Source organism: Halorussus salinisoli (assembly GCA_005239435.1).
Lineage (GTDB): Archaea > Halobacteriota > Halobacteria > Halobacteriales > Haladaptataceae > Halorussus > Halorussus salinisoli.
In genome coordinates, this window is sequence record ML241305.1 from 283,002 (window position 1) to 301,177 (window position 18,176).

Consider the following 18,176-nt stretch of genomic DNA (forward strand, 5'->3'; position numbering starts at 1 on the left):
ACGGTTTCCACTCGTGAGCTTCGACCCTATCGGCTTCCTCGAACGCGCAGTACAGACGCCCTCTCACGAGGACGTGACCGAGATGCGAGACCTACTCGTGGAGACGCTCGAATCGGCCGACGCCGAGGTTTCGGTCGACGTAGACGACGCGGGGAACACGCTCGCGGTCCGGGAGTCGGGCCGCGAGGGACCGCACGTCGTCCTCAACACGCACGTCGACACGGTGCCGCCTCACGTCCCCTTCGAGCGCGAGGCGCGCGGGACCGACGACGATACCATTCGGGGTCGCGGCTCCTGCGACGCGAAGGGGCCACTCGCCGCCATCCTCGCGGCGTTCTTCGCCGCCGACCTCGAACGCGGTCGGGTGACGCTCGCGGTCACGCCCGACGAGGAGACGAACTCGACCGGGGCCGCGGCGCTGGACTTCGACCGCGAACCCGACGCGGTACTCGTGGGCGAACCGACGGAACTCGACGTGTGTAACGCCGCCAAAGGCAGATTTCAGGCGACCGTCACGGTCGGCGGCGCGAACGCCCACGCCGCCGAACCCCAGGCGGGCGTCAACGCGGTCCGGGCGGCTGGCGACCTCCTCGCGGCGCTCGACTCGTTCGACGACCGCGAAGGGAGGCCCGACGAAAGCGACGCGCTCGGCGAAGCGACGTTGACGCCGACGACCATCGAGGGCGGCACCGCGACGAATCAGGTGCCGGCGGAGTGTTCGTTCGTCGTGGACCGCCGGAGCGTCCCGCCCGAGACCGCCGACGGCTTCCGGGCCGCGCTGGAGGACCACCTCCGGGCGCACGTCCCGCCCGAAATCCCGGTCGAGGTGTCGGTCTCGCTCGCCGAGCGGACGACACCGTTTCTGGCGGCGTTCGAGACGCCCGCCGATTCCCGGCTGGTCGAGACGCTCCGCGACGCGAGCGGCGGCGAAGTCCGGCCGTTCGGTGCCGCGACCGAGGCGTCGTACTTCGCGGAGATGGCCCCGACGGTCGTGTTCGGGCCGGGAGCGCTGGCCGACGACGAGGGCGCGGTGGCCCACGCGCCGCGCGAGCACGTCCGCGTGGCCGACGTGACGCGCGCCGCCGACGCGATAGAGACGACGCTGACGTCGCTCCTGTCGTAGCGTCCGGTCGTGAGAGGAGAATCGAAGTCCGTTGTTTAATATAGGTATTTGTTGCTTAAAAGTTCTAAAATGTGTCCCTCGGAACCTTATCTCTGGTCTTTAGTCCACGGGACGAGTAGAGAGAACCACTACACGTTCACTGCGACTACCGCCGAATCCAGTAGACCGGGCGATGGGGGAACTGGCGTCTGCGGATGGCCTCCGAAATCGCCGCGACTCCGGTGAATCCCATCGCCAGCGACGCCATCCCGAACTTCGTCCGCCAGTTGAAGAACATCCGCCGCGTCAGGACGTAGTACGTGCCGTCCTTGTCGACGCCGAGTTTCCCCATCTTCTCTCTCTTCCCCGGGAGTTCGTCGGCCCGCCGGACGGCGACCGCCTCGCCAGCGATGGCCCGGTCCACGATCTCCTTCTGGCGACCGACGAGGTCTTCGTACGTCACGAACTCCTCGAGCATCGGGGCCTGGCCCTCCACCGTATCGACCTTCTTCACCTCGTACTCGTACGCGCCGATGCCCGCCATGACCGACCCGACCAGGAGGAAGACGCCGGCGACCAACAGGAGAAACTGGAGGTTCTTTCCCATACCTCGTTCGTGTCCCCTCTTCTACATATCGTTTTCCCTGAGTGGAGCCGTCACGTCCAGAAGACGCTCCGATGCGGGCAGTGATGGCGTCGGATGGCCTCGCTGATGGCGACGACTCCGGCCACGACCATCGTCACCGCGCTCGCGCCGAACCGGGTCCGCCAGTCGAAGAAGAGTCGCCGGGTGAGGAGATACGTCTCGCCGTCGCGTTCGACCGCCAACTGCCCCTTCGCCTCGCGCGGCCCCGGCAGATACCCCGGGTCGCGGACCACCAGTCGCTCGCCCGCGAGTATCTGGTCGACGGTCCGCTGGTCGCGTTCCGAGAGCGCGTCGTAGGAGACGAGCGACTCGGTGACTTCGGGGATCTCCTCGACGGCCCCGAGCGACCGCACCTCGTACTCGAACGCGCCGACGCCGACGACGACTGCGGCGGTTATCAGGAAGACGCCGACGAAGAAGAGGGCGGAGTGGACGCTGTCGGTCACGGAGTGAACGTGTGAGCCAGCCCACAAACCAGGTTCGTTGCACCCTCTCACCAGCCGTGTTCGTGCCGAAGAGCGATTCGGAACACGAGTAGTCCGGCGAATCCCAGAGTCCCCGATGCCGCAGCGAACTTCGTCTCGTAGTTGAAGAAGAGGCTCTCTCTGACCAGGTACCGGTGTCCGTTCCGGCGAACGACGAAGTTACCCTTGTCGAGATTCGTCGGGAGGTCTCCGGGCGCTCTGAAGACCAGTCGACTGCCCGCGATGGCCCGGTCGACGATCCGCTGATCGCGCTCCGAGAGGTCCTGGTACTGATAGCTCGTCACCTCGGCGTCCTCGAACCCGTTCCACTCTGTCGGGGTGTGGTCGATGGGACCCTCGGCGGTGACTTCGTACTCCAGCGCACCGATACCGGTTGCGAACGACCCGAACAACAGCATCACGGCCACGTAGAAGGCGAGGAAACTACTCCAGTTCACGGGCCGGGATTCGTCCCGGTATGGTACTTAAAATTAATCGAGGCTATCGACCATCCCGCCGGCGACGCCCGTGTACCCGGCGGGCGTCAGGTCGAGCAGTTCCTCGCGGGTCTCCTCGTCCACGTCGAGGTCAGCGAAGAGGTCCCGGAAATCCTCCAAGGTCACGCGCCGACCGCGGGTCAGGTCCTTGACGCGCTCGTAGGCGTCGTCGTGGCCCTCGCGTCGAAGGATGGTCTGGACGGCCTCGCCGATGATTTCGGGCGTGGATTCGAGGTCGTCGCGCATGACCTGCTCGTTGGGCACCACCTTGCCGAGTCCCGCCTGTAGCTTGACGTAGCCCAGCAGGCAGTAGGCGAACGCCGACCCGATGTTCCGCTTCACGGTGGAGTCCGAGAGGTCGCGCTGGAGCCGCGAACTGGTGACGTAATCGCCCAGGAACACGAGGTCCGAGTTCGCCTTCGAGAGGTTGCCCTCGCTGTTCTCGAAGTCGATGGGGTTGACCTTGTGGGGCATGGTCGAAGAGCCGGTCTCGCCCTCGGCGGTCTCCTGTCCGAGATAGCGGTCGCTGACGTAGCGCCACGCGTCTCGGTCCAGGTCGAGAAGGACGTTGTTCGCGCCGCGGAGCGCGTCGAACAGTTCCGCGAGGTCGTCGCATGGGTTGACCTGCGTGGTCAGCGGGGCCTGTTCCAGTCCCAGACCTTCCACGAACTCCCGGGCGAAGGCTGGCCAGTCCACGTCGGGGTAGGCCGCGACGTGGGCCGCGTAAGTACCCGAGGCCCCCGCCATCTTCCCCTGCAACCCGTCGCGAGCGTCCTTCACACGGCCGATGGCTCTCCCCAGTCGAGAGGCGAAGACCGCCATCTCCTTGCCGAAGGTGGTCGGGGTCGCGGGCTGGCCGTGGGTTCGCGCCAGCATGGGCACGTCCGCGTACTCGCGGGCGAGGTCCGCGAGCGCCGCCCGAACTTCGCGGAGTTCGGGCAGGAGTACGTCCTCGACCGCGCCTTTCACGAGCAGGCGGTAGGCGAGGTTGTTCACGTCCTCGCTGGTCAGCGCGAAGTGAATCCACGACGAGGCCGATTCGAGGTCCTCGGGGAGATTCTCCCGGACGAAGTACTCGACCGCCTTCACGTCGTGGTTGGTCGCCGAGTAGTCGCCGTACCCCTCGGTCTCGATCTGCTTGACGAGTTCGGCGTCGTCGGCGTCGAACTCCTCGTAGAGGGTTCGGAGGTGTGCGCGGTCGCGGTCGTCAAGTTCCAGCGGGGTCGCGTCGAGGTCGGCCAGCGCGACGAGATACTCTACTTCGACCTGCACGCGAGCGCGCACGAGTGCGGCCTCGCTCGCGTACTCGCGCAGGGGTTCGGTTCGCCCGGCGTATCGGCCGTCGAGCGGCGAGACGGCGTAGAGGGAGTTCATACCCGAATCTGCCCGGGCGCGCGGCAAAAGCGTGTCGGTCGAAGTCGTCACGGTCTTGCATACTGCGTGGCAAGAGGAGATGATATGGCCCGAATGTATGCTCGTTCGTGGATATCTGCTCGGTCGCAATCGCAATACATTTCTGCCGAGACGGCGCGGCTTCGAACATGACGCGAATCGCTGGACTCGCCAGTAACCGCGGACGGAACCTGATGCACCTCGCCGACCGCGCCCCCGGCGGCGCAGAACTCGGCGTCGTCCTGACCAACGACTCCGACGCGCCCGTCTTGGAGAAAGCCGAGAAGCGCGGACTCCCGACCGAAGTCGTCGCACGCGACGAGGACGAAACGCGCCGCGAACACGAGCGCCGCGTCGTCTCCGCCCTCGCGGAGTACGACTTCGACCTCGTCTGTCTCGACGGCTACATGCGCATCCTCTCGGACGAGTTCCTCGACCAGATGCCCCTCACGCTGAACGTCCACCCCTCGCTCCTGCCGTCGTTCCCGGGCATGGACGCCCACGCGCAGGTCCTCGACTCGGACGTGAAGACGACGGGTTGCACGGTCCACGTCGTCACCGACGCCACCGACGACGAGGGCAACGTGGTCGAGGACGACGTTGACGGCGGCCCAATCGTGACTCAAGAGCCGATTCCGGTGTACGATGGCGACGACGAGAGCGACCTGAAAGAGCGCGTCCTCTACGAGGGCGAGTTCAAGGCCTACCCACGTGCTGTCCGGTGGTTCGCGGAAGGGAAACTGGCGGTCGCGGACGACCGAACCGAAGTCCGCGTCGAGGCCGACGACGGCGGCCAGTTCCCGGCCCGGAGCGTCGAGACGACCGACCGGATAGCCGACTTGCGGTACGGCGAGAACCCCCATCAGGACGCCGCGCTCTACGGGGACGCGACCTGCGAAGAGGCCAGCGTCGTGGACGCCCCGCAGTTGAACGAGGGCGCGAAGGGCATGGGGTACAACAACTACAACGACGCCGACGCCGCGCTGAACCTGGTCAAGGAGTTCGACCGGCCCGCCGCCGCGGTCATCAAGCACACCAACCCCGCGGGATGCGCCACAGCCGACAGTCTCGCGGCGGCCTACGACCGGGCGCTCGCCACCGACCCAAAGAGCGCGTTCGGCGGCATCGTCGCCCTGAATTGGGAGTGCGACGAGGCGACCGCCGAACAAGTTACCGACTCGTTCAAGGAGGTCGTCGTCGCACCGGGCTACACCGATTCGGCGCTCGACACCCTCTTCGAGAAGGACAACCTGCGCGTCCTCGACGCTGGCGACGAGGAAGACTTCGGCGAGACTACCGAACGCACGACCGAGAAGGACCTCGTCGGCGGCCGACTCGTACAGGAGCGAGACCTGCAAACCCCGACCCGCGAGGAGTTGGAGGTCGTCACCGACCGCGAACCCACCGACGACCAACTCGACTCGCTGTTGTTCGCGTGGCAGACCATCAAACACGTCAAGTCCAACGCCATCCTGTTCGCCGACGGTACCGAGACGGTCGGCGTCGGCGCGGGACAGGTCTCGCGGGTCGACGCCGTGGAAATCGCCAAGATGAAAGCCGAGAAGGACGCCGAGGGGAAGTCGGCCGAGGGCGCGGTCATGGCCTCCGACGCCTTCTTCCCCTTCCCCGACGCCATCGAGGCGGCCGCCGAGGCGGGCATCGAGGCCGTGGTTCAACCCGGCGGGTCGGTCAACGACGACGACGTTATCGAGGCCGCCGACGAACACGACATGGCGATGGTCTTTACCGGGAGTCGGTGCTTCCGGCACGACTGACCGAAAGGAAGGAGTCGTCTAAAGCTCGTCAGAACTTGCTTCTGACGGTGCTTCCGGCACGACTGACCGCTCCCGTCCTCGGCCCGAAGAAGAGATTGAAGTGTGGTCGTCACCAACCACGAGACGATGGGACTGTTAGACGACGGGAAGGTCAAGCTTCTCCTCGGGGGATTCGTCCTCTCGCTGTTCGCGCTCGTCGGCATCGCCGGGGTCGGACTCCTCGCCGCGCTGTCGGCGCTCGGCACGGCCCCGGCGGAAGCGTCCCTCGTCTTCGTCCTGCTGAACGCCGTCGTGCCGTACCTCGTCGCGTCGGCGCTCGTCGGGATGCTCTCCGTTTTCCTCCTGGTCGGTCTCGCGGTCGCTGTAGTCCGGAGCGCGTCGGTGCCCCGAAACGACCGCCTCGCGCGACTCGCCCGGTTGTTCGAACGCTACTCCTCCGAAGCGCGGGACCTCGGGCTTTCGGACCGACTCGAATCCACGACCGAGGACCGCATCGAGGACCTCAAGCAGGAGTACGTCGAGGGCGAGATTACCGAACTGGAGTACGAGCGCCGACTGCAGGACCTGATGAGCGAGGAGAGCGTCAGCGACGAGCGCGTTCGCCGGGAGCGCGACCGGACCGACCGCCAGCGCGACCGCGAGTTCGAGTGGTAGGGCGGAGACATCTAAGCAGTTACTTCGGCAGTTTATACATTTCTATAATACCGACATGTAATTCTAATACATAGATATAGGTGTTTAGTTAGCGCCCGAGGACCGAATTCCAAACGGTCGGTGACGCCCGGAGTTCGCCTGCACAGTTCCGACTCCGACACGCCTAAGCGCGCCGCGTTAGTTCACGCAGATATGGACTACCACGAGGCGGCGAACTTCCTGTTCGACCTGCGTCGGTTCCGCCCGAAGCCCGGGACGGAATCGACCGCGGAGCTACTCGCCCACCTCGGCGACCCCCACGACGGGGTCGATTTCGTGCAGGTAGCCGGGTCGAACGGGAAGGGTTCGACCGCCAGAATGGCCGAGCGCGCCCTGCGGGAGGCGGACCTCGACGTCGGACTCTACACCTCCCCGCACTTCGACGACGTGCGAGAGCGCGTCCGGGTGAACGGCCGGAAGATTCCGAAAGCCGCGCTGACCGAGTACGTCGAGTCGATTCGGGAGTACGTCGAGGACCGGGCCGCGGACGGCGAAGCACCGACCTTCTTCGAGGTGATGACCGGACTGGCGCTCTGGCACTTCGGCCGCGAGGACGTGGACGTCGCAGCCCTCGAGGTCGGCATCGGCGGGAAGTACGACGCGACCAGCGTCGTGGACCCCGTCGCCAGCGCGGTCACGAGCGTCACTCTGGAACACACGGGTATCATCGGCGAGACCATCGAGGAAATCGCCCGCGACAAGGCCCACGTCGCGCCCGCCGACGTACCCCTCGTGACCGCGACGACCGGCGAGGCGCTGGAGGCGGTCCGCGAGCAGGCGGGCGACGTGATACGGGTCGGCGAGGCCGACGCGGACGACGAGACCGACGCGCCAGACGTGCGAGTCGAGTACGGCGGCCGGACCAACCACACTGAGGCCGCGGTCTCGCTGGCTGGCGAGGGGTGGGAAGTCGCGACCGAGATTCCCCTGCTCGGCGAGTATCAGGCCCGGAACGCGGGCGTGGCGGCCGCGCTCGCCCGGCAGGTCGCCGACGTGAGCGATTCCGAACTGGCTCGCGGCCTCCGGAAGGCCGACTGGCCCGGCCGGTTCGAGGTGATGGGCAGAGACCCCGTCGTCGTCCTGGACGGGGCGCACAACCCCGGCGCGTGCGAGGCCCTCGCCGAGACGCTCTCGGAGTTCGACGGCGAGGTCGACGACTTCCACCTCGTCTTCGGCGCGATGCACGACAAGGACCTCCGCGGGATGGCCGACGCACTTCCGACTCCCGACCGGGTGGTGGCCTGCCAGCCGAATCTCGATAGGGCGGAGGACGAGGCGGTCGTCGCCCGTGCCTTCGAGGAGTCCGGGGCGGGCGAGGTCCTGACCCGCAACTCGGTCGAGGGCGCGCTGGAGGACGCCCTGAACGCCGCGAGTCAGGACGACCTCGTACTGGTCGCGGGGTCGCTGTTCGCGGTCGCGGAGGCCCGGTCGCGGTGGACCCGGGCCGAGATTCCCAAGCGCATCCGGAATCTGGACGACGCCCGCGAGGCGCTGTCGGGCGCGGACGTGACCGACCCCGGCGTCTGGCGGATGCGCGGCAAGGCGGTCCACCGCGTCCTCAAAACCCGCGTGCAGGTCAGACAGGCCCGGTATCTCAAAGAGGAGATGCTCTCGCTCGGCGGGGAGTGTGCCGTCTCGGGTATCAACGAACAGGACGACCAGAACGTCGACGTGGTGCTGATGGGCACCCTCGCGCAGTTCGAGCGCCTCGCCGAGAAACTCGACGGCCAACCGTACGGCCTGTCGGTGTTCGCCGACGAACTCCGCGAGGCGCTGGGCATCCGGACGGACCCGGATACGCGGGGCTACCCGTGGGAGGAGGGCACCGCCGTGATGGGCATCCTGAACGTCACGCCCGACTCGTTCCACGACGGCGGACGGTACGAGGCGGTCGAAGATGCGGTGGCCCGGGCAGAGGAGATGGTCGAGGCGGGCGTGGACGTCATCGACGTGGGCGGCGAGTCCACCCGACCCGGCGCGGACGAGATTCCGGTCGAAGACGAGAAAGACCGCGTGGTCCCGGTCGTCGAGCGAATCGCAGACCTCGACGCGATGGTCTCCATCGACACCCGGAAGGCCGCAGTCGCCGAGGCCGCCCTCGAAGCGGGCGCGGACGTACTCAACGACGTATCGGGCCTCGAAGACCCCGAGATGCGCTTCGTCGCGGCCGACCACGACGCGCCCATCGTGGTGATGCACAGCATCGACGCCCCGGTCGTGCCGGACAGGGACGTGCACTACGACGACGTGGTGGAGGACGTGATAGACGAACTGGAGGAGAAGGTCCTGTTAGCCGAGAAGGCGGGTCTCGACCGCGAGCAGATAATCGTGGACCCCGGTCTGGGCTTCGGGAAGTCGAGAGAGGAGAACTTCGAACTCCTCGGCCGGACCGACGAGTTCCACGCGCTGGAGTGTCCCGTGCTGGTCGGCCACTCCCACAAGTCGATGTTCGACCTCATCGGCGAGGACGAGGACAGAACCGCGGCGACGGTGGCCGGGACAGCCATCGCCGCCGAGCGCGGGGCCGACGTCGTTCGGGTTCACGACGTGGCCGAGAACGTCGCGGCCGTGAACGCGGTGGACGCGGCGGACTCGCCCGAAACGTTCGAAGAGTAACGTACCCCTTTCTCCCGGCTCTTTCGTGTCTCCGCTTTCGCACGTGGGGCGGCGAGAGACTCGTTACCAATCGCGATAACTGAAAGTAGAGTTATGATTCTTCGATTATTTGTTGGAGTCGATGAACGGGCGAGAAATTACCGAACGGATATCTCGCGCCGCGGTCGTCGGACTCGGTACGAGTCAGGGACTGCTGGCGGTCCTCTACTACACCTTCGAGTCGACGGGCCGACCGTTCGACCTGCTGAAACTCGCCATTCCGCTCTTCCTCTCGCTCGCCGTGATTACGCTCGGCGTCGGGTTGTTCCGGAGCGAGACGAGAGCCACGCGCGTCGCCGCTGTCGCGGTCTCGGGGCTGACTGGGATGGTCCTCCTCGGCGTCGTGAGTTCGTTCACGCTCGCTGTCGAACGCCTCGAAGGCGGCGGCGTCGCGGAGTACCGGTATCTCGTGCTTAGCAACGCGAGCATCGGGACCGTCGTCGGGACGCTCCTGGGCGTCTACCGCGTTCGCCTCCAGCAGCGAACCGAGCAGTTGGCGAACGAGGTGAGTCGGCTCGACGAGTTCGCCGGTATCGTCGCCCACGACCTTCGAAACCCGCTCCACATCGCGCAGGGGTATCTGGGGCAACTCGACCGACGCGGAAACGAGGAGGAGATAGCGACGATAGAGCAGTCACACGCCCGGATGGAGCGACTCATCGAACACGTGTTGGACCTCTCCCGTCGGGGCGACGCTATCGGGGAGACGAACGAGGTCGGCGTCGAGTCTGTGGCACGTACGGCGTGGTCCGACGTTCCGACTGACGACGCGGAGTTGCGCCTCCGGACCGACCGAACGATCGACGTCGACGAGCGACGACTCCAGTCGCTGTTCGAGAACCTCTTCCGAAACGCGGTGGAACACGGTCTCCCGGACCAGCAGTCCGAGAGCGACGCCGAGCACCGCGACGAGGGCATCACGGTCACCGTGGGCGAGTTCGAGGACGGATTCTACGTCGCCGACGACGGTCGCGGTATCTCGCCCGAGCGCCGCGAGCGAATCTTCGAGGGCGGCTACTCGTCCCACGAAACCGGGACCGGTCTCGGACTGGCGATAGTACGACAGATCGCAGACGCGCACGACTGGACCATCGACGTGACCGAGAGCGAGAGCGGTGGGGCACGGTTCGAGTTCGCTCTGTGACGACCGTCCGGTGGCCGACGCCGAACCCGTGCGTGAACCGCCGATCGATTCACAGCAATACGACCAGAAGCGCGACCAGTGCCACGACGACCAGCACGCCGCCCGCCACCGCGGCGGGTTCGATCCAGCTCATTCGGTCTTCGGCCTCGTCGTAGGCGGTCAAGTACTCGTCCAGCACCTGCTCCTCGTCGTACTCGGCGAAGTTCCCGTTGTAGTCCATCGGTTCCATCTCGCTCGCCGTGACGAGGGCGTCGGTGAGTTCCTGCTCGCTGGTGGTCCGGAACGCCCGGTTCTCCTGTTCGACCAGTTCGTGGGCGCTCGACTCGACGTGGTACTCCACGACGCCGGCGCACCCGCACGCCAGCGCCCGGAGCAGGTCGGTCGGGAACGCCTCCCGGCGGGCGGTCTGGGCGTAGACGTGCGCGCCCTTGAACGCCGAGAGCCGGTTTTCGAGCGGTTGGTCGCCCGCGAACGAGACGCGGTCCTCGATACGCAAATCGCGGACCTGTCGTTCGTACACGTCGCGCTCGGGACCGTCGCCGATGACGACGGCCGACCAGTCGTGGTCCCGAAGTTCGGCGAGCGCGAGCAGCAGGCTTTCGAGGTTGGCGTCGGCGTCGAGTCGCCGGGAGTAGACGATATCGGCGACGTCGCGGGACGGGGCCGCCCGGATGGCTTCGACGTCGATGCCGTTGGGGACGACCCGGACCGCCTCGCCGTCCGCGCCGAGTTCCCGGACGCGAGTCCGGACGGTCTCGGAGGGTGCGAGAACGAGGTCGGGGACGCTCGCGGCGAGTCGCCACCGCGGGTCGTCGGCGTCGCCCGTGTCGGGCGACTCGTACCAGTCCACCACGAGCGGCGCGCGGAGGACGAGACTGGCGGCTTTCGCGGCGAGAACGTGTGTCGGGTCGGCGGCGGTGGCCTGAATCACGTCCGGGTCGACGGCCCGGAGTGCGGCCGGGAGCGAGACGGCGAATCGGCCCTCGCCGGGTGCCTCCGTGGTGACTGCCCGGTAGGTCACGCCGTCCTGCTCGAACGAGTCGTGGTCGCCGTCCCACCACTTCGCACAGCAGACGACCACGTCGTGGCCCCGGTCAGCGAGCGCCTCGGCGGTGCGCCGGATTCGTCGCGTTGCCCCCGTCCCGCGGTGTTGGGCCACCGTCTCCGAGACGAACGCGACGCGCATACGAAGCGCCACGAAGCGACCCACTAAAAACCCAACCTTTCTCGTCTCCGCGCTCGCTCCCCGCGCTCTCCTGGTGCGCTCCCGTCTCTCGGTCGTAATCGGCGCTCGATTCGCTCGCCCGTCCCACGAGGGCTGTGCGATGCAATCTCGCCCCCGACGTTGTAGCCATCTTTAGAATTCTCAGGAACAACTATGTCAACCCCTAAGCAGTCTATTTACGTCCCGAGACTCCATATAAATTTCTCTAGTCGTTCACTTCGAGGATGAAGTCCGGTGCGGCGTTGTTCGCGCGTCGTCGCCAGCGCCGAAGGTCGTAGGTGTGGAACAGCGCCGTCACTCCGAACACCGAGATGACGAGTAGGGCGTACTGGACGCCCGAGAGGAGCGTGAAGGGGTAGAGTCCGACCCAGACCGAGGCCAGCACGAGGAGGCTCAACGACGCGAGTCCGAGGTACAACTGGTGCCACGGGAGCGAGGTCTGCGGGTCGCTGGCCAGTTGCAGGTCGAGCCTTGCGGCCTTGTCGGTCGAGCGCACCAGACTCCGGTCGGAGTCGTACCGGAGGACGCCCGCCGCCTGAAGTTTCGGCAAGTGAGTCTGGTGGAGCGCGCTGTACACCGACTTCCGTTGGCTCGGGGAGACCTCCGATACGGACGTGTCGTTCTCCCACGCCGCGATCTGCTCGGCGAGTTCGCCGAGTTTCACCGGGCCGCCGTATCGCTGGAGATAGTAGAGGACGTAGCGACGGCGGAGGTTCTTCACGGCGTCGAAGACTTCCTCCCGAGATGTGCGTGTGGTTTCAGATGCCATGCTCGTTGGTGAAAACGGAGGATAGAAACGCTCATAAACCGATTTGACTGTTTACGCGCTCACTCGAATCGTTCAGGATTTCAACCGAAAGTTGTTCGCGAGGGTTCGGAAGAAACTCACCGTTCTGGCGCGGCGGTACGACTCGAACCCGTAGCCGAAACCCGGACGGCGGATCGTCCGACCAGTCGTTCCGAGTGGTCGGCCCGACTCCGGAACCCAACTCGTGGGAGCGAACCTCGACGACATGTCGTCACGAACCGTTCTCGGAACCCTCCGTTACTGGGTCTTCCATTGGATGTTTCGCCTCTGCTCGGCCTATAGTCGTCGGATACTGCACCGCTCCAGCGGGGCCGTCCCGACGGTGGAAACTGCGTACCTCGTTGCCGAATCGAAGCAGACTCGGGTCCGCTCCGATTCGGCTACGACCGGAATCAGTCGTCTTCGTCGGTCGTCGTCTCCTCCGTCGCGGTCGCCGCCTCGCCGGACAGTCGCGCTGGAGGAGATACGCCGCACCCGAGTCGTTGCCGCCCGCATCGCTTCGCGGCGCACCCACGAGCAGGTCGCCCGCGCCGTCGTCGTTCAGGTCCCCGCTGGCGACCGAACTGCCCGCTCGGTCGCCGGGAACCACGCCGACGGCGGTCGCGGCCGCGTTCGAAAGGTTCACTCGTCGCAGGAGTCGCTCGGCGCGAGCCCCGACCGCCGACGCCGAAGGCAGTTGCCGCCACGAGTAACGTTACGACCGTAACCGCCCAAGACCGAGTCCGATTCGTTCTCGGTCGGGTTTCGGCGGATTCTCGTTTCGTTAATCGCCCGGTGAACCGGCGTAACCGACCGTTTCGAGGGGTGAGTGGGTTGGACGCTGACGACGGGGCTCGGGGCCCTGCCGACCGTCGATTTCCCGCCAGGGTTGGCTGCCGACTGCCGAGGTCCAAAGCGATTTGACTGTCGGGTCGTAATCACGAGCCATGACAACGTACGACTTCGAGCGTTATCTCAACGTGCGGAGCGCACACACTCCGTCGTTCGGTCCCGACGGAGAGCGCCTCTCGTTCCTGATGGACACCACTGGCGTCCCGCAGGTGTGGCGACTCGACGGCCCCCGCGAGTGGCCTCAGCAACTCACCTTCGAGGAGGAGGCGATCAACTTCGCCTCGTGGTCGCCCGAGCGCTACGAACTCGTCTTCGGCATGGACGAGGGCGGCGACGAGCGCACCCAGTTGTTCCGCCTCGACGGCGACGGCGAGACCGTCACCCCGCTCACCGACGAATCCGAATCCATCCACTACTGGGGCGGGTGGAACTCCGACGGGTCGAAGTTCGCGTTCGCGTCGAATCGCCGAGACGAATCCGTCTTCGACGTGTACGTGCAGGGCCGCGACGACGACGAGGCCGAGATGATATACGAGGGCGACGGCTGGTTCACGGTCGCCGGATGGAGCCCCGACGACGACGCCCTCGCAGTCGTCGAGATGCAGTCCAGTTCCGACTACGACGTGTACGTACTCGACGTGGCCTCCGGCGACCTGAACCACCTGACGCCACACGAAGACGACGTGCGTTACGGGCAGGTGAACTGGAGTCCCGAGGGCGACGCGCTCTATCTCACGACCGACCAGGGGGCCGACACCGAGTACCTCGCGCGCCTCGACGTGGAGTCGGGCGACCTCGAACCCGTGGTCGAAGCCGGCGACTGGAACGTCGAGAGTCTGACCGTGGACGAGGACACCGGCCGGTTCGTCTTCGGCCGGAACGTCGACGGCTACACCGAACTGACCGCGGCCGAGTTCACGGGCGAGACCACCTACCGAGAGCTCTCGACGCCCGACCTCCCGCGAGGTAGCGCGAGCGCTGCGACGTTCGACGACGAGGCCGAGCGGTTCGCGCTCACCGTCACGGGGAGTACCGAGAACGCCAACGTCTACGTAGTGGACGTGGAGACGGGCGAGACCGAGCAGTGGACCGACGCGGCGACCGCGGGGCTTCCCAAGGAGTCGTTCGTGGAACCCGAACTGGTCCGGTACGAGACGTTCGACGGTCGCGAGATTCCGGCCTTCTTCTCGGTGCCGGACAGCGCCGAGGCGGGCGAGACCCCCGTCATCGTGGACATCCACGGCGGCCCCGAGAGCCAACGCCGACCCACGTTCTCCGCCGTCAAGCAGTACTTCCTGAATCGCGGCTACGCCTACTTCGAGCCGAACGTCCGCGGGTCGGTAGGGTACGGCAAGGCGTACGCCAGTCTGGACGACGTAGAGAAGCGGATGGACTCGGTGGCCGACGTCGAGGCGGGCGTCGAGTGGCTCCACGACCAACCCGCGGTGGATCCCGACCGAATCGTCGCTATGGGCGGCTCCTACGGCGGATTCATGGTGCTCGCGGCCATCACCGAGTACCCGGACCTGTGGGCCGCGGGCGTGGACATCGTGGGCATCGCCAACTTCGTCACGTTCCTCGAAAACACGGGCGACTGGCGGCGCGAACACCGCGAAGCCGAATACGGGTCGCTCGCAGACGACCGCGAGTTCCTCGAATCCATCAGTCCGACCAACAACATCGAGAACATCGAAGCACCCCTGTTAGTCCTCCACGGCGCGAACGACCCCCGCGTCCCGGTCGGCGAGGCCGAGCAGATAGCCGAGGTGGCGGCCGAGCAGGGCGTCCCGGTCGAGAAACTCGTCTTCGAGGACGAGGGCCACGGCTTCTCGAAGTTGGAAAACCGCATCGAAGCCTACACGACGGTCGCCGAGTTCCTCGACACGCACGTCTGAGGAACCGTAGTCCGAGAGTCGTAGAGTCCGACGGTCACGCACTCGGTGGGCGTTCGTCGGCACCGAGTCGCATCTTCCGGCCGTGATAGACGTGGGCCACGGCCGAGGCCGTGAGGAAGGCCGCCATCCCGCCAGCGAGTGCGGTTCCGGGAATCGCGCTGAAAGGGTAGAGTCCGACCAGCGACGCCAGCGTCACCGACCCGAAGAACGCTCCCAGCAGGAAGTAGTACTGGCTCCACGAGATCTCGTCGCCGGGGACGATTTCGAGGTACACCTGGAGTTCCGCGAGGTCTTCGCCAGGTTTGACGGTGCCTCGCGAAGCGTCGAACTCCACGAGGCCCGCGTCGTCCATCTTCGGGAGGTGGGCCTGCTGGAGGGCGTTATACACTCGGCGGCGCTCCTGTGAGGTAATCTCGTCGGGTCGCTTGTCGTTCTCCCACGCCGCGATCTTGCGGGAGAGATCTCGCAGTTCCGACTCCTCCTCGGCGTCGAGCAGGTAGTGGACGACGTACCGACGACGCTGGTTGCTGAGCATCTCGAACACGACCTCTTGCGAGAAGTCTCCCGGTTCGTCGGTGGGGCCGTCGCGTTCTTCTCGTTCGAGCAGTTCGGCGGACATTTTTGATACGTTCTCCCTAGCCAGTCTCCACCGTTGGCCAATGGCACGTTACACATAATTGTAATCTATTATTTACCTTCCGACGAGTTACACGTGCTCCGCTACGGAAATCATCTGTACGCTATCGAGACCCTTCGATATCGTGCGGTTCTGGACCTGTTTGTGTCGGCTCAGGCGGAGCCTAACGCTCGCTCTGGTAGCGTATGCACTCCCTTCTCGAACCGTTTGTGAGATTTGACGGAGTGTATGAATAACCGGGGAGCTCTCATCGTGTCGAAGTAAGTGCTCCCGACCGAGCGAGGATCCGGCGGGCACGGAACGATCGAACCATGAAGCGGAACATCGAACTCGACCGGCGGAAGGTACTGGGTACAGTCGGGGGCCTCGCGCTCGCGGGAAGCGGGCTCGCGGCGTTCACGGGGAGTGCGGCAGCGGAAGTCGAAACTAAATTCAAGGCCCATAATACTGGCACGGTGACGACTCCGGACGGGAAGATCCGGAAGGTGCTGGTCGATACGACCGGCTCGTTCGCGTGGAAGAACCTCGACTCGGCCGCGGAGTCTGCGACGGTGACCCTCAGCGCCAAGGCGAAGAACGGTTCCAGCTACAATCCAATTGCGACAAAGACCTACAGCATCAATGGACTCTCCGGCGAGCGGAGCTTCGATCTCGACAAGGTCGACCTCACCGACACCGATTATTTCGGCGACGATGATTTCGAGTCGGAAACGGACGGCGAGAAGCAACCAACGGCTATCGACCTGCAAATCTCTGTCACGGTGACTTCGACTGGCTCTGGCGATCCGAACCCGACCGCCAGCGCAGATAGCCGGATGTGGGTCGGCACGAAGAACGCCGAATCGAACGCAGAAGTCGAAGGCGATTCCACCGCCAGCGCGTCGAGTTACGACCAACTCTACACGTTCACCGAAGGCGGTCATCCGAACCTCAACAGCGACGGTGAGGACGACGACGGAGACGGGTCAGACAACGACGTCTACTCGTCCGTCGACGTCGTCGGCGGGAGGCTCCACGTCGAGGCCTACTACGACAACGACCCGAGCTGGGTGACGTACGTCTTCAGGCTCCCGGCGGCGTTCGCGTCGGGGTCGCAGGACAACATTGGCGTCGTCTTCGACAAGGGCGCTAACGGTGCCCCGAATTTCCAAGGGATGTACCACTCTTCAGATGGCATCGGTTACAAGACGTACGACGGAAGCGGTTGGTCCGGTCCGCACTGGGGACAGGACCTTCCGGACTATCTCGAGGTTAACATCAATGATAGCACGGACGCAGTCACCGTGAGCGTGAAGAAGTCGAAGCTCGCGTCGAACTTCCGGGTCGGCTTCAGGCTGGCGTACGCCGGACAGGGAACTGCGAAGCAGTATCCCGCGTCCGCCGGGACGGACAATAGCACGACAGACGACACAGCGGGGACGAACTTCGCGATGTACACCGTTCCGTACCACGAGGCGAACAACTACTTCACTTCGAGCGAGGACTACCTGAGCGAGTCATACTAAACCCAGCGGATTAGTTGTCATCCGACCCGACCCACGACGGCCTCGCGGGGGTTCGACTCCCCCGGTGGGTCCTCCATGAATCTCGACCGACGACGGCTGTTGGGCGTCCTCGCGGGCGTCACCGCGGGCGGCGCGAGCGCGTCCGCGTTCGCGCGGTCCGGCAGTGCGAACGCCGGGGCCACCTTCGACGCGAGCGACGTAACCGTCGAATCCGACGACGGGAGCCTGCGCGCGCTGACGGTCGCGCCCGCGGGAACCACTTCGTGGTCGGGCCTCGAAGCGCCCGCCCGTCAGGTCTCGATCGTGATGTACGCGAAGCTCGACACCGACCTCGAGTACCACCGTCTCGATAGCCAGCGCCTCGGCGCGTCCGGACTCCACGGCGAGACCGACTACGCCTTCGGAACCCGGAACCTGCTCGCCACGTCGGCGTTCTCGGCCGGGGACTTCGAGCCGAGTGGCGACGGCCAGACCCGGACTCGGACGGTCCGCCTCCGACTGGTCGTCACCGTCACCGGGACCGACGGCACGGAACTGACCTCGGGACACTCAGACGCGACGTTCGAGGTGTCGGTCGAGAATCTCCCCGAGAGCGCGGACGCCGACGGCGACGCTAACACCGGGGCCGAGGCAGGGAGCGAGGACGGTGGTGACGACAGCGAAGATGATGGAAAGGGAGGTAGTGGAGACGACCGCAACGAGAACGGCGAGAGCGAAGACAACGACGACGGCGGGAATGGTGAAGACGGCACCGACGGGGAGGATGGAAACGGCAACGGGGAGGACGAAAACGGCGACGACGATACCGACGGAAGCAAGAAAGATAACGGGGAGAAAAAGGAAAATGATGGTCGAGGCGACGGAACCGGTTCGACCACCACGACCGCCGGGGAGTGATCGACGCGGT

General features: G+C 65.7%; 16 protein-coding genes. 8 read left to right on the forward strand and 8 right to left on the reverse strand.

Going from position 1 to position 18,176, the window contains the following annotated elements; genetic code table 11:
• The first annotated feature begins 13 nt into the window (after positions 1-13).
• Positions 14-1,123, forward strand: coding sequence for a M20 family metallopeptidase (locus E2484_RS01530; RefSeq protein WP_137283460.1), 1,110 nt, complete (start codon positions 14-16; stop codon positions 1,121-1,123).
• A 145-nt stretch (positions 1,124-1,268) separates the two neighbouring features.
• On the opposite strand, the gene E2484_RS01535 is transcribed toward E2484_RS01530, so the two are convergent.
• The 4 genes from E2484_RS01535 to purB are packed head-to-tail and all read right to left on the reverse strand — an operon-like array spanning position 1,269 to position 4,083.
• The gene (locus tag E2484_RS01535; protein WP_137283461.1) at positions 1,269-1,709 is read right to left on the reverse strand and encodes a hypothetical protein; all 441 of its coding nucleotides are present in this window, start codon (positions 1,707-1,709) and stop codon (positions 1,269-1,271) included.
• 50 nt (positions 1,710-1,759) lie between these two features.
• On the reverse strand, positions 1,760-2,194 hold the full coding sequence (locus E2484_RS01540; RefSeq protein ID WP_137283462.1) for a hypothetical protein: 435 nt from the start codon (positions 2,192-2,194) through the stop codon (positions 1,760-1,762).
• A gap of 47 nt (positions 2,195-2,241) precedes the next feature.
• Positions 2,242-2,670, reverse strand: a complete 429-nt coding sequence (locus E2484_RS01545) for a hypothetical protein (RefSeq protein WP_137283463.1) — start codon at positions 2,668-2,670, stop codon at positions 2,242-2,244.
• A 33-nt stretch (positions 2,671-2,703) separates the two neighbouring features.
• Positions 2,704-4,083, reverse strand: a complete 1,380-nt coding sequence (purB, locus tag E2484_RS01550; RefSeq protein ID WP_137283464.1) for an adenylosuccinate lyase — start codon at positions 4,081-4,083, stop codon at positions 2,704-2,706.
• Positions 4,084-4,250: 167 nt separating this feature from the next.
• Between purB and E2484_RS01555 the strand changes: the two genes are divergently transcribed.
• The 4 genes from E2484_RS01555 to E2484_RS01570 all read left to right on the forward strand — a co-directional run bounded on the left by E2484_RS01555 (position 4,251) and on the right by E2484_RS01570 (position 10,368).
• Entirely contained in the window at positions 4,251-5,876 is a 1,626-nt protein-coding gene (locus E2484_RS01555) for a formyltransferase family protein (protein ID WP_137283465.1), read from the forward strand.
• A 126-nt stretch (positions 5,877-6,002) separates the two neighbouring features.
• Entirely contained in the window at positions 6,003-6,530 is a 528-nt protein-coding gene (locus tag E2484_RS01560; protein WP_137283466.1) for an SHOCT domain-containing protein, read from the forward strand.
• A 192-nt stretch (positions 6,531-6,722) separates the two neighbouring features.
• The gene (folP, locus tag E2484_RS01565; protein ID WP_137283467.1) at positions 6,723-9,185 is read left to right on the forward strand and encodes a dihydropteroate synthase; all 2,463 of its coding nucleotides are present in this window, start codon (positions 6,723-6,725) and stop codon (positions 9,183-9,185) included.
• A gap of 121 nt (positions 9,186-9,306) precedes the next feature.
• Entirely contained in the window at positions 9,307-10,368 is a 1,062-nt protein-coding gene (locus tag E2484_RS01570) for an ATP-binding protein (RefSeq protein WP_137283468.1), read from the forward strand.
• Positions 10,369-10,417: 49 nt separating this feature from the next.
• Here the strand turns inward: E2484_RS01570 and E2484_RS01575 are convergent, their stop codons facing one another.
• The 3 genes from E2484_RS01575 to E2484_RS01585 all read right to left on the reverse strand — a co-directional run bounded on the left by E2484_RS01575 (position 10,418) and on the right by E2484_RS01585 (position 13,026).
• On the reverse strand, positions 10,418-11,554 hold the full coding sequence (locus E2484_RS01575; RefSeq protein ID WP_137283469.1) for a glycosyltransferase family 4 protein: 1,137 nt from the start codon (positions 11,552-11,554) through the stop codon (positions 10,418-10,420).
• 244 nt (positions 11,555-11,798) lie between these two features.
• Positions 11,799-12,362, reverse strand: coding sequence for a DUF7344 domain-containing protein (locus E2484_RS01580; protein ID WP_137283470.1), 564 nt, complete (start codon positions 12,360-12,362; stop codon positions 11,799-11,801).
• A gap of 250 nt (positions 12,363-12,612) precedes the next feature.
• Positions 12,613-13,026 carry an integrin alpha gene (locus E2484_RS01585; protein WP_170977201.1) on the reverse strand — a complete coding sequence of 138 codons (414 nt, stop codon included), beginning with the start codon at positions 13,024-13,026 and terminating at the stop codon, positions 12,613-12,615.
• A 301-nt stretch (positions 13,027-13,327) separates the two neighbouring features.
• On the opposite strand from E2484_RS01585, the gene E2484_RS01590 reads away from it, so the two are divergent.
• On the forward strand, positions 13,328-15,127 hold the full coding sequence (locus E2484_RS01590; protein WP_137283472.1) for a S9 family peptidase: 1,800 nt from the start codon (positions 13,328-13,330) through the stop codon (positions 15,125-15,127).
• Positions 15,128-15,161: 34 nt separating this feature from the next.
• Here the strand turns inward: E2484_RS01590 and E2484_RS01595 are convergent, their stop codons facing one another.
• Positions 15,162-15,746 carry a DUF7344 domain-containing protein gene (locus tag E2484_RS01595; RefSeq protein ID WP_137283473.1) on the reverse strand — a complete coding sequence of 195 codons (585 nt, stop codon included), beginning with the start codon at positions 15,744-15,746 and terminating at the stop codon, positions 15,162-15,164.
• A gap of 329 nt (positions 15,747-16,075) precedes the next feature.
• Here E2484_RS01595 and E2484_RS01600 point away from each other — a divergent pair, with 329 nt between their 5' ends.
• A complete protein-coding gene (locus E2484_RS01600; protein ID WP_137283474.1) occupies positions 16,076-17,269 on the forward strand; it encodes a hypothetical protein in 1,194 nt (397 codons plus the stop codon).
• A 75-nt stretch (positions 17,270-17,344) separates the two neighbouring features.
• Complete coding sequence (locus E2484_RS01605; protein WP_137283475.1) at positions 17,345-18,166, forward strand: hypothetical protein; 822 nt, start codon at positions 17,345-17,347, stop codon at positions 18,164-18,166.
• Positions 18,167-18,176 lie beyond the last annotated feature (10 nt).